General features: G+C 65.8%; 10 protein-coding genes. All 10 read right to left on the bottom strand.

Going from position 1 to position 12,315, the window contains the following annotated elements; all coding sequences use genetic code 11:
- Positions 1-130: 130 nt before the first annotated feature.
- Positions 131-1,087 (bottom strand): DUF4268 domain-containing protein, encoded by a 957-nt coding sequence (locus B5G20_RS07430; protein ID WP_087356313.1) that lies wholly within the window; start codon positions 1,085-1,087, stop codon positions 131-133.
- Positions 1,088-1,274: 187 nt separating this feature from the next.
- Positions 1,275-3,581, bottom strand: coding sequence for a hypothetical protein (locus B5G20_RS07425; protein WP_087356274.1), 2,307 nt, complete (start codon positions 3,579-3,581; stop codon positions 1,275-1,277).
- Positions 3,582-3,850: 269 nt separating this feature from the next.
- Complete coding sequence (locus B5G20_RS07420) at positions 3,851-4,294, bottom strand: hypothetical protein (RefSeq protein ID WP_143750243.1); 444 nt, start codon at positions 4,292-4,294, stop codon at positions 3,851-3,853.
- 33 nt (positions 4,295-4,327) lie between these two features.
- A complete protein-coding gene (locus B5G20_RS07415) occupies positions 4,328-4,636 on the bottom strand; it encodes a hypothetical protein (protein ID WP_087356272.1) in 309 nt (102 codons plus the stop codon).
- A 199-nt stretch (positions 4,637-4,835) separates the two neighbouring features.
- On the bottom strand, positions 4,836-7,982 hold the full coding sequence (locus B5G20_RS07410; protein WP_143750242.1) for a DUF5906 domain-containing protein: 3,147 nt from the start codon (positions 7,980-7,982) through the stop codon (positions 4,836-4,838).
- Between the two features lie 17 nt (positions 7,983-7,999).
- Complete coding sequence (locus B5G20_RS07405) at positions 8,000-8,368, bottom strand: hypothetical protein (RefSeq protein ID WP_087356270.1); 369 nt, start codon at positions 8,366-8,368, stop codon at positions 8,000-8,002.
- Between the two features lie 443 nt (positions 8,369-8,811).
- On the bottom strand, positions 8,812-9,024 hold the full coding sequence (locus B5G20_RS07400) for a hypothetical protein (RefSeq protein WP_087356269.1): 213 nt from the start codon (positions 9,022-9,024) through the stop codon (positions 8,812-8,814).
- A 144-nt stretch (positions 9,025-9,168) separates the two neighbouring features.
- Positions 9,169-9,390 (bottom strand): helix-turn-helix domain-containing protein, encoded by a 222-nt coding sequence (locus B5G20_RS10365; RefSeq protein WP_158094420.1) that lies wholly within the window; start codon positions 9,388-9,390, stop codon positions 9,169-9,171.
- 310 nt (positions 9,391-9,700) lie between these two features.
- Positions 9,701-10,837: a hypothetical protein gene (locus B5G20_RS07390; protein WP_087356267.1), complete on the bottom strand. Its 1,137-nt coding sequence runs from the start codon at positions 10,835-10,837 to the stop codon at positions 9,701-9,703.
- Between the two features lie 3 nt (positions 10,838-10,840).
- Complete coding sequence (locus B5G20_RS07385) at positions 10,841-12,064, bottom strand: tyrosine-type recombinase/integrase (RefSeq protein ID WP_087356266.1); 1,224 nt, start codon at positions 12,062-12,064, stop codon at positions 10,841-10,843.
- Positions 12,065-12,315: the final 251 nt, after the last annotated feature.

The raw sequence follows: 12,315 nt of genomic DNA, 5'->3' as shown, positions 1-12,315 counted from the left end.
CAAACCTTAACGGATTCCTTAAGTCAAATCTTACCTTCCGCGCGCGAAACGGAAAAGTCCGCGGTCCCTGACTATCGCCCAGCTAGGGGCCGCAAAGCTCGCGTCCAGCAATCGGCCGCCCAGCATCGGCCTACTCGCCTGCATCCGCAACGTAAGCCTCGTCGATGCCGATCATCGCCTCGCGAAGCTGCACGGCGGCGTGGAGCTGCCATGCGATGTAGTCGCCCCACATCTCGGGCTTTCCCTTGACGTCGCAGTTCTCGCGGTAGAAGCGTATGCCGCACGACTTCTTGGCGTCGTAGGGCTCGCCTTTTGCGCCGAGCAGCTGTTCGAGCTCCTGCCGGTGGTCGAACACCACTTTGCCGAAGTCCTTGTCGTTCGATATGCAGACCTCGACGCCGATGCGCCGCCCCTGCACGACGGCGAGCATGCACAGGTGGTACCTCGACGAGCCGACGTTGACGTCTGACCAGTGCTGAGCACGCGCCTTCCGCGGGCGCATGACCTTGGAGAAGTCCGGGTCGGAAAGGGCTGCCTCGCGATATGCCTGCCAGTAGCCGAGCTGGGCCGATTTCGTGTCGCTGAGCCCGTCCTTCGCCTTCTCGGCGCGTGCCCACTCGTTCGGCGACTCGACCACGTTGAACCTCGGCGCCATCGGAGAGTCGCCGATACGCCACACCTCGATCTCGACGAGGAAGAATGAGCACTCGTCGTCGGTGTGCTCGTTCAGCCACTCAATCGCCCTCCGGTGCTCGTCGCGGGCGCGGGCGACGACCCAGATGACCACGTCAGCGCCTTTGCCCGCAGCGTAGGTGATGATTTTGCCGAGGTGGTCGTGGTTGGTGTCCTCGAGTTGGTTCTCGATGACGACGCGGCGGTCGGAGCCGGTCTCCTTCGCGAAGATGTCGACGGCGAACGACCCCACGGCGCTTTCCGTGTCCACGAGCTCGAGGTCAATCGAGCAGGCATCCCCGAGCTGCGCGAGGTTTTCCTCTTCGGCGAGCCACTTCGTGAAGTTAAGCGCCTCGTGCGGCCATACCTCGCGGACGGGCACCGGCTCGATTTTCCCGAGTTTTACCTGTGGCATCTGCATCAACTCCCTCGACGTTTATTGAAGGCATTATCTCACGTCGCATATAAACGCGCATTTGCGCAGCGCTTACACCATGTGAGGGCTCTGCAGGCACGTAGAAAGCCCGCGAGCCCCCGGCACTAGCACAGGGGGGCACGCGGGCTCAATCACGCCGTCAGCGGGCTGTGAATCCGTCCAGACGCTACAGCCAGTCCTTATGCGCGGCCACTTTCAGACCGTCCGGGCCGCCGGTGACGTGACCCGGCCCGTCGTCGCGGGAGCGGCCCGCCTGCGCCGCGTCGTCGACCTCGCGGACGGCCGCGTCGCGGCGGGCGTCGCGCGCGAATGCCCGCGCGAACGACCTCGCGACGCGCTCCTGCACGCGCCCGGACAGCGTCTGGCCGAACGGGCGGCCGACCGCGTCCTCGCTCATCTCGTTGATCGCGTCCATGCAGACGCGCGCCGCCGAGGCGAACCGCTCGCCGCCGACGCCCATCTCGACCATCACGCTGAGCGTGCGGTAGGCGATGTAGCCCACGTCGCCCACGACCCGACTCAGGAAGCCCGTGATGCGCTCCTCGGCGCGGTCCGTGATGCCTCGCAAGGCCTCCTCGCGCTCGGCGCGGGCCTCAGCGCGCGTGCGCTCGGCGTCGGCCTCGGCCTCCCTGCGCGTAGCCTCGGCATCCGCTTTCACCTGCGCGACGTAGGCGTCGGCCTCCCTGACGTGCTCGACGGCGCCCTCGAGCCAGCGGGCCTTCTCGTCGGCCTCGGCGCCGAGGCGGGCCGCCTCGGCGCGCCTGGCCTCGATCTCGGCGTCGAGCGCGTCGACCACGCTACGGCGCTTCCCCGCCAGGCGCTCGAAGGCCGCCTCGCGCTCGCCGACGACCCGGTCGCGGCGCTCGACGTCGGCGCGGGCGGCCTCCACGGCGGCCTCGCGCTCGTCGATGCCGGGGTGCGGCACGGTCGGGTCGAGCCCGAGGACCTGGGCGTCGGCGATGCGGAGGCTCGCCTCGTCCCACCACTTCTCCGACCAGTAGAGCCTGTCGTCGTCGGTGAGCTCGTCGACGCTCTCGACGTCCTCGTAGCCGTCCTGCTGGCGCATGAACTCGAGCGGCGGAGTGACGAGCCACACGCCGTCCCCGTCAACATAGGCCTGGGCATAGCCGCGCTCACGGGCGAACTCGTCGGCGAGGTCGTCCACGCGCTCGTTGGCCGCGTCCAGGTCGGGCTCGCCGTCCTCGCCCAAGAGGTCGCCGGGGATGTCGCCGATCGCGTCGTCGCCCTCGTCGCCGTCGGTGAGGCGCCACAGCGCGCGCAGCTCAGGCGGCATGGCGGCGGGCGGCACGAGCTCCACGCCCGCCGGGGGCTCGTAGCCGTGGAGCGCGACCTCGGCGCGGGCGCGCATGCGGTCGGCCTCGCGCTTCGCACGGTGGACCCGCTCGAGGTCGCGGTCGGCCTCGCGCCTCGTGTCGGCCGCCTCGCGCCTCGCCTCGTCGGCGTCGGCGCGCGCGGCCTCCACGGCGTCCTCGACCTCGTGGAGCTCGCGACGGACGCCCGCGAGCTCGCCGCGCGCCCTCTCCGCGCGCTCGGCGGCGCGCTCGCGGTCGCGCCGCGCCTGGAACTCGTCGACCGCGAGGTGGCGCTCGTGGTTGCCCTTGAACTCGCGCCCGACGTCGTGCGCCTTCATGATCGGCACCATCACGTCTTGCCTGATGTGCTCGTAGAGCTCGGGCATGGCGCCCTTGCCCTTGTAGCCGCCCTGCTCGAGCGCCTTGGTGAGCCCGATGCGCCGGCGCATGCCGCGCGTGTAGCCCTCCGCGATCGGGCACACGGCGACGTGCAGGTGCGGCGTGCCGCACGGCTCGTCGTCGTGCAGCACGACCATCATGACCTTGAACCCCTTCGGGATCGGACGCCTGCCCGTCCTCGGGTCGGGCCTGTTCTCGATCAGCGCGCGGGCGACGTCCTTGAGGATCGCGACCGCCTTGTCGTGCGCCTCGGCCTTGAGGCCCTTGGCGAGGTGCGCGGCGACGTAGTCGCTCGCCTCGTCCTCGCGCCCGTCCTTCTTCATCTGCGACCAGCGGCGGCCGTCGAAGTGAGTCGCCTCGTAGTCGTCGGCCCGGTGGCCGCCGTCGGCGCGGTCGGCCGCCTGCGCGGCCTCGAACTCCTCGTCGTCGAACGGGTCGTCGCACACGCCGCACGTCTCGCGGCTGCCGACGCCGATCACGAACTCGTAGACGGGCTCCTGCTGCGCGCTCGAGGCGACCTCGCCGTAGTAGTCGAGCGACTTGTGCCGCTCGACGCGCCTCTGCGCGGCATTGTACGCGAGGACGTCCTCGCGGAACTCGGCGTTGATCGCCTCGCGGTAGTCGCCGACGTCATGGATGATGACGTTGCGGCCGCCGAGCGACCGGTCGGCGTTCTTGGGCGTATACTCGCGCCTGTCGTGGCGCTCGGCGACGTCCCCCGAGGAGACGTGCGCGCTCGCCTTGCTCAGTGCCTGCGCCATGTCGGCGCACCCCCTTTCTGTCAATCTATCCGGCGCGAACCTGCGCGCCGTGTGCCTGCGGCCTGATGGCCTCGGTTTCCGAGTTCCGACGCGGAGCGGCGGAACTCGCCCAAAGGTGGTTTTGGCGGAGCCAAAACCCCTTTGGGCCCATTCGGGGGAGCGGGGCCTCCGGCCCCGCGCTTGCGCCGCCGCCCGGCCTCGCGCATGCGCGCTCGCCGGTCGCGGCTGGGCCGGGTGCGCCCGCCCGCGAGGGCGGGGCGGCACCCTGCCTAGCGCAGGATGCCCCCGTCCCCGACGACGGGTCCGGGCGCTCCCGCCCCCTGCGGGCGCGCGGTCGCGGTCTCGGCGGGAGCCTCGTCCGCGCCCTCGCCGCCCGCAGGCCCGCCCGCCGCGTCCCGGCCGCCTGACGCGCCCGGGACCGGCTCGGAGCCGACCGCGAGGTCGACGCCGGCGAGCTTCGCGGTCATCGCCAGCTCGAGCGCGAGCTCGTCGCGCGCCCTGACCGCGGCGGCGTAGCGGGCGCGGGCCCGCCTCGCCTTCGCCTCGGCGGCCGCCTTGCGCTCGAGCATGAGCTCGACCTCCGCTTCGGCCTCGGCGACCCTGCCGCTCAGCTCGCCCACGCGCTCGGGCGTCGCCGCCTCGAGCATCTGCGCGAGCTTCGCGCCCGCCGCGCCCTCGATCCTGATCTCGGCCATCTCTCGCTCACCCTCCAATGCGTCGCTTGCCTTGGCCACCGGGGCCTGTGCTCAGGCCTTCGAGAGGTCGTAGCGCACGCAGCCCCTGCTCAGGCCGAGCCGCAGCCTCTCGGCCTCGGCCTCGTCGCCTCGTGCCGCGCGGGCGCAAAACTCCGCCTCGCTCTCGGCCATCACGAGCATGCACTGCGGCGCGCGAGGCTCGTCGCCCACCAGCCACAGCCATTCGTCAACGTCCAGGTCGGCGGGGTCGCCGACGTCGATGATGAAGGTGAGGTCGCTGAAGTCGCGACCGGTGGCGAGGAGGTCACGCAGCATGCAGGAGCTCAGAGACAGGATCGGGCCCTTGCGAATCTTAGTCATGGCTCTTCATTCCTTTCATCCAATGCCCGCGGCGGCGTTTTCCGCCGTGGGCTCCCGGTTGGCTTGCGCGCTCGACTTGTCTTTGTCGCGAGCTTCCAACCACTTCCAACGTTCCCCGAGTCCGGGCCGGGGCGTAAGCGCGCGCCCCAGGCCCGGCCACGGGCATATCGACACGCAGGGAGAGCCTGCGGGGTCGTCGTCACTCGATCAGCGGCAGGCGCTCGCCGTCGATCACGACCGTCCCGCGAAGGCTCGTCGGCCCCCCATAGGCGGCCCACTCGTCCTCGTCGATCACCTCGCGGCAGACCGTCGTGCCCTCGGGCCCGCCGTCGAGGACGACGTAGCCGCCCGAGTGCTCCACGGCGCCCTCGGCGTGGCGAACAAACGCCTCGTAGCCCGGATCGGGCGCGCCCGGGGCCTCCTCGGCCGCGTCACCGCCCTCCACGGTCGCAGGCGCGGCCGAAACGGGCGCCTCAGCGGGCGCTGACGGCCCGTTCGCGGCCGGGGCCCTGTCCGAGGGCGCGGGGGCCTCGTGCGCGCCGTCAGCGGGCGCTGAGGCACCGCACGTGCCCTGAGCTGCGGTTTCGTCGGGCGTTTTCACGCCCTCGGGGGCGTCCGACGAGGTCGGCGCGGCGCCGGGGCCGGGCGTCGGGTCGTCGTCGGGGTCGTCAAGCCCGTCCGGGTCGTCATCGGGGAGGTAAACCCCGAAAAGGACGCGGTCGTCGCGGACGATGAAGCGGGAACGTGTGCGGCCGACGAGGGCCCCCAGCTCCTTCAGGTGGCCGTACGAGAAGGCGCCCTCGGGCACGACCCCGGTGGGACATCCCTGCAAGACCCACTCACCGTAGGTCGGCACCGGATAGGGCAGGCCGGTCTCCGACAGCGCCTCCCCGTAGGTGGCCCTGGCCTCACCGTCTCCGTTGGCGCCGAAGGAGCCGAAGTCACCGAAATCCGGGCCGTAAGAGCCGGTGCCGCAGAAAACCAGGCTGTGCACGAAGTTCCCGTAGGCCTCCTTGCCCGAGTCGGCGGCGTCGGCCCAGTGGCGGGCATGCTCCTCGGCGCGCGCGGCGAGGTGGGCCTGAGCGGGGGTGACGCCGTCCTCCTCGTAGCGCTCGAGCGCCGAGCGTCGGTAGAGCACGCCGCGCACGGAGCGGCGGAGCAGACCCTTCGAGCCGTTCAGGGCGTCGCCCGCGAGTTCCTGACCGTTCACCCAGCGCATGAGCCGCTGGTTTGAGTAGATGACCTGGCCGTCGCGGTCGTGGCCGCGCGTGGTGGTGTAGCGCGCGAGCACGCCGTGCAGGCGCTCCGGCTCGAAGAAGCCCCGGCGCAGCGTCGAGGTCTTCCATTGGCCGTGCTCGTCCAGCTCGGCCTCCCAGCCCAGCTCGTCGGCGATCTGGACGAGCGAGAGCTTGAACTCGCCGTCGAAGGAGGCAGACGCGCCCCGCTGGGAGATCTTCTCTCGGAAGTAGTCTTTGAACGCCTCGTGGAGCGCCGGCATCGGCACGCAGTCCACGTCGGCCTCGTCGAGCTCGGCGGCGAACTGCCGCATGAACAGGCGCACGTAGTCGTTGGCGTCCACGAACTCGTCGTGGGCTTGCTTGAGGACGCGGTTGCCCTCGATGTCGTAGTGGCCGAACAGGCCGTTGCAGCGGATGGCCGACTGCTGGGTGGCCCAGCGCTTCCATTCGGGGTCGTCCGGGAGTTCGCCGGTGACGTGCTCGTTGTGCGTCTTGTCCTGGTAGAAGCTCTTCGTAAACGGGCAGATGACGAGGCGCGACGCCACGGCGCCGGAGCGGTCGTCCGTGCGCGGCCTCTGGTTGCCAGCCTGGATGAACGAGGCGTGGGTCACGAACTTCTTGCGGGTCTCGTAGAGCGGGTCGACCGAGACGGTGCCCTGGTCGACGGCGTTCTTGAAGCGACGCGTGCCCGTGCCCTTGATCTTCTCGTCGGGCGCGTTGTCCTCGCCAATGACGGCTGCCTTGCCCGGGATCGTCGCCACGGCCTTGTCGTTCCCGAAGTCGCCGAGCGAGAGCTCGGCGAAGTCGCCGCCGCAGAGGCTCTGGCACGTGCGCACGATGAACGACTTGCCCGCGCCCGCCGGCCCGAACAGGTAGGGGCTCGTGCGGTCCGTGAACGACCTGTTGACGAACTGCTCGAGGACCTGCCAGACCATGGCAACGCCGTCCTCGCGGTCACGCTCCTCAAACATGTTCGCGAAAAGCTCGCTCGCGCGGATGTGCTGCATGTTGCCCTCGGAGTCGGGGAAGTCCCACTCCGGCTCGTCCACGACGACCGCATGACCCGTGCCGTCATCCTCCATGTGGACGCCGAAGGCCGTCTTTTTGTACGCGAGCTCGCGGACGTCGCCCGTCGGGTCGAAGAGCCCGAAGGTCCTGCGGTGCCAGATCTTCGCGCCCTCGTTCGTGATCGAAAGGTACGGATCGACCTCGCCGGCCTTGATCATGGCCTCGATGTTCACGACCTCGACGTGGTTTCGCACGTACGCGCGAAACTCCTTGAACTGCCTGTCGCCCTTGCCGAAGCACAGCTCGTCGAAGGCACGGCGGATGTAGCCGATCACGTTCGGGCCGTCGGCGTGCTCGGCCATCTCCCAGCGGTGGGTCTCAGGATCAAAGTGCCAGAGGTAGCCCTGCGCGGCGGCGTCCTCGGAGATCTCGTCGGAGCCCTGCGTGGGCGCCGCGACCATGACGAGCTTGCCGTTCTCGGGGTTGGCGTGCCAGCCCAGGAGCATGATGGCGCCCTCGATGCCGTTGGGGCCGGTGTAGTCGTACTTCCAGCGGCGGCGGGACCTCTCGGCGTTGCTCCCGACGCTCACGAGCCGCCGGTCGTTGCAGATCTCGGTCCAGCGCTCGAGCTCGCTCGTGAACGCGGAGGCCACGAGGGCGAGGCTGTTCGTCAAGTCAGCGGGGGACGCCACGCCGTCGGGGCCGCCGAACTCGCCCGGCTCCGCCCCGATGAGCTCGTCGAAGACCCTCACGCCCGGCCTCGCGACGACCGTCGCGATGTGGCTCGCGACGGCGCGCCTGAGCTCGGGCAGGGAACGCGCGAACATCATCGCGTGGCGGTCGCGGTCGACCGACACCACGCGCGGGGGCGCGACGGGGACCTGGTCCCCGGCTCCGCCATCGGGCGCTGCCACGCCCTCCTGAGCCGGAATTTCGTCGATATTCGCTTCGGTAATAAGTTGCGTGTCACCATGCGGCATGGTGATATCGTTGGTGACATCGTTGGAAGTTGTGGCCGTCCCGAGGGCGCTGGCAGGCGCTGGGGCGGCCTCTTCCTTCTCCGGGGGCCTCTCCGGCGTCGTCATCTTCTCGTCAGACATGAGAATCACCCGCCTCCCTAGTCGCTCAGGATCGCGACGAGGTCGCGGCGCTGCTCGGGCGTCATCGCCGGGGCGAAGGACGCCGCGCGCTGGACAAGGTCCTCGTAGACGTCGGCGATGCGCACGCCGTTCTTACGCCCGTTCACGTAGTCGCGCAGGTCCGTCGCGCAGACGTAGAGATTGGGGCCGACGTGGACCGCGCGCACGCGGCCGTTGCCCACCAGCCGGGTGATGGTCGAGCGCGAGGCGAGCGCCTTCGCGGCGTCGCAGCCAGCTGGGATGTAGTCGTAGGGAACGGGCTCAGGGGTAACGTCCGGCGCGAGCGGGTTCTCGACCTTGACGGTGCCGACGGCGCCGGCAGCCTCGTCGAGCAGGGCTTCTGCCATGATGGCCTCCTAACAGTTCAAATTAACGTGACTGGTGTAGGAGGTCTCTTTTTTTTGAAAATGAATCGAAAGCGAAAGAGACCTGTGGGGAGGCATGCGCGAAAATCGCGCCCGAAAACGTCGGGCGAGGGCTCATGCTTCTGGTGTAGGTGAAGGCCTCTTAGATCGGAGACCCGCCGCCGAAGCGAAAGGGGCGGCTGGTGTAGTTCGCATCCGCCCTCCGGGGGCGACGCGCGTCGGCACGGTGGCCGACGAAAGGTGTAGAGGGCGTTGGACCCTAGGCGTCTGAGGCGACGCGATGTGAACGACCACGCGAAGTGATCATATCAGTATCATAACACGTTCAGAACCGGGAGGCCCCCGGATTTTTTGACCACCTTTTTCGCTTGTTCAAGCTCGTCACGGCTGTATCAACTTGTTCAGTCGCAGGTGGTCATCGGGCGTCAGTCGGTATCGTAGTCGCCCCTCTGCGGGCCGCAGGCGACGTCGAACGGAGCTGCGACGTACTGGCGCTCGCGGTCCACATAGGGGCGCCCGAGGCGCGCGACGTAGGCGCCGGCTCCGAGGCCGTCGGTCTGGGTTTCGGTCTCGGTGATAGCCCAGGGGGTGTCCTGGTGAGGCGGCACGACGGGGCCGCCATGGGCTACAATAGCCATAGCTGTTCCTCTCTATCTAATGCGTGTGACGGGAACCGGCTCGGCGGCTCCTTGATGCCGGTCAGTGGGCCGCCCTATCTATATTTCGCTGTGGCGGTCCCCGACCCCGATGAGCATGCGTCCCGTGGCTCATCCTGTGCCTCCCTAGGCGATCCCGAACTGCTTAAGCAGCTCGTCGCGATTCACCCTCCACTGTCCGCCCACTTGGACGGCGCGTATCTTCCCCTTCTTGCAGAGCCGAGTGATGGTGCGCGGGCTCACGTTGAGCAGCTCCGCGGTCTGATCGCTGTCGAGCAGCAGGGGGAGATGCAGAAGGGTGGGGAGAGGAAGACGGGCTTCGGCGTCAGTACTGATTGCTTCGCTCACTTCTTGCTCCTTTCGATCCTCTTTTTGCGCTAACGATGGTTCTAGCTCGAGACTGGTCCTCTCTGCTGTTCGCCATGCGCGCCCTTCCGGACAACATGGACTATACCCAGCGCAAATATGCCTGTCCACCTGCGGTTTTGAGGAGAACTTGATTGATTTTGGGAAAACGAAATCATCTCGTTGGTTCGGTTTCTGATCTTTTCGATGCGGAGTCATTTGACATGAAGAAAAGGAAAACGGCGCAACTTTTTGAGCAGTTGCGCCGCTAAGTTTTCCCGAGTATATATGATGAGATTGTGTAGACCCGGCTCTATTCGTGAATCTCCGTGTACGCATTGAGAAGCGCGACCGTGGATGGATCCCACTCCGCGCCCGTGTGGAGCCCCAGGGCATCGAAGCTTACGGAACTGGCCGCTCGCCTTACGTTCTCTTCGAGATCATCGCCTTCGACGAAGCGGGCTGCATTTGGGTCGAACTCGCTTTCTGGCTTTGCCTTCCGCTGGCGGAGCGCGAGTTTAAAATCGTATTCCTTCTCAGGGTCTGCCAGCAAGCGACATAGATCGTGCTCGCTCACCTCGTCTCCGAAGTTTGTTTTGGACAGGCTCATGGCAAGATTCTTCGCCGCAACAATACTTTTCTCAAGAGCCGGAGCGGCATCGCCGGATCTTTTCCTAGCGCTCGGTGAATCATTCCTATAGGCGTACTCATCGAGTAGGAGGGCGAGGGTGCGCAGGAGGTATCGCCTGTCTTCTTCCTCTAGCAGATCGATCGCCTCGACGGTCGCCCTTGCGGAGTACTCTTTCGCGAGTTCCCTCTCGAACGTTTCCCGCTCCGGGCGTCGAAGCATGAGCTCTCGAAGCTTTTCGTAGGCGACCAGCTTCTTTCTCTCGTGGTCTATGTCAGTCTGGGGCGTGCCGTCGTCAGCAACTAGCGCATCGCTTGTGTTGGGTGCCCGGTTTTCTTCTGGGTGATGTTCCGTGAGGCGGATCTCCGTCTCACGAATCTCGTTCGATGATTTGAAGGCCTCCTTATCGAGCCATTTCAGCAGAAGCTCGAAGCTTGAGATCGACATAGTCTTTGGGTGGTAGAAGATATTTTGGACAGTCTTCAACGATATGAAAGGTTCGGGTTTGAAGTCTGCCAAAGCGGCGTTGCGCTCGGTGCTCACCCCAAAGTTCTCCCGGTAGTCTGGGTCTAAAAGGCATCCGAGGTATATCTGGAGAGCCTTTGTCAGCCTCATCTCTTTCTTCTCACCAGAGCAGGCGGAAACCGCGTCCTTGAGCGCCTCTAAAAACTCGTCGTCGGATACGCCCTCGAGTACCCTGAAGCCTTTCGGCTTGTTTCTGCTGGATGACTGACCATTCTTGAATGTGTCGCGGTAGGAGCGATATGCGTCAGCGAAGCTTCCATACAGCGAGTGCATGTCATCACGCTTGAATACGGACATTGCTTAGCCCTCCTCTTCATCTTCGGTCTCTTTAGCAAGCTCAAGAATCTTTCTCGGCTTCTGCCCGCTGGAGATCTCCTGTGACGCCCTCTCCATCGCGCGGCGCTTCGCTTCGGCATCGGCGCTCGCATAGATGTTTAGGGTCATGGCGGCGTTGGCATGTCCGAGGATGCTCGAAACGCTCTTGACGTCAGCGCCGGACGCGATTGCGGCGGTCGCGAAGGTGTGCCGCAGGTCGTGGAACACGGGGACCTTCCCTTCGGTGCCTACAAGCCCGAGCGATTTGGCGATGGCCTTCCACTCCCTCCACAGCGTGTGGGGGTTCATGTATCTACCATCGATGCTTCCTACGACGTGATGACCGGAGGTCATGGCGATGCCGGCGCCCATGCATTCCTCCATCATCTGCGCTCGGCGCTCGCGAAGCGCCGTATTGATTTCAGGGGGTACCGGTATGTCCCGGCGACTTCCGCCCGTCTTCGGCTCCTTCTCGTAAGTTTTGCCTTCGACACGCCCTATCACGTTGCGCACGTGCAGGACGCCCGCCTTGAGATCCACGTCCTTCCATCTCAGTCCGCAGATTTCCTGCTCCCTCATGCCGGTGTTGAGCGCGATTCTGATGGCGAGGTTCACGGGGGTCTTGCTCGCGATATCGAGGTAGGCGAGGAGCTTGGCGCGCTGTTCGGCATCGAGAGCGTTGGGCTCCGCCTTCTTGAGCTTGGGGGACTTGACACCGACGATTGGGTTATACGGTATGGTGTGACGGTTAAGGGCGTCTGCATATGCCGCCTTGAGTAGATTGAGCGCCTTGCGGATGGTTGACGGCGCGTATCCTTTCTCAACCATCCCGTTCACCCATGCCTGAGTCGTGTCGCTGTCCAGCTTCTCAAATGCTACGCTTCCGAGCCCGGCAGCAATATGCTTCTGCATGGCACGGTATGGGGTAAGCGTGGAGGGTTCCACCGCCTGAGAGTGCTCGAGCGTATCGATGTACTGGGCCACGAACTCGCCGACGTTTCCTGGGCGCTTCGCACCGGGTGCATTCCACGACGCTTCCGTCTCCATCTTGGTACGCCATGCTTCAAGCTCTTTCTGTGCCTCGCGCTTTCCCGTCGCTTCTAGCTTTTTTTGGCGTTGTCGCCAAGTGCCGCTCTCGTCCTTGTACTTGAGGACCCCGCTCCAGCCTTTCGAGGTGCTCCCCCTGAGAAAAGAAGATTCATATTTCATGCTCTAGGTCACTTCCTTGTTTTCCTTCAATGCCACCAATTCCACCACCAAGTCGCCACCAAATATCGTTGTCTATATTGTACTACCGAGTCTCTCGTGTCTCAACTGACCGAAAAATAGCAGGTAAGATGTCTGTATAATCTTTACTGTCTGAATAGACTTGCTGATAAAATGACTGACACGGAAGAGGTCACAAGTTCAAATCTTGTAACGCCCACCACGAACTTTGAGGTCAACGGCTTGGTCCGTTG

This window comes from Collinsella sp. An7 (assembly GCF_002159335.1).
Classification (GTDB): domain Bacteria; phylum Actinomycetota; class Coriobacteriia; order Coriobacteriales; family Coriobacteriaceae; genus Coprousia.
Note: the sequence above shows the minus strand (reverse complement) of the source record. Positions and strands in the feature narration are given on the sequence as shown.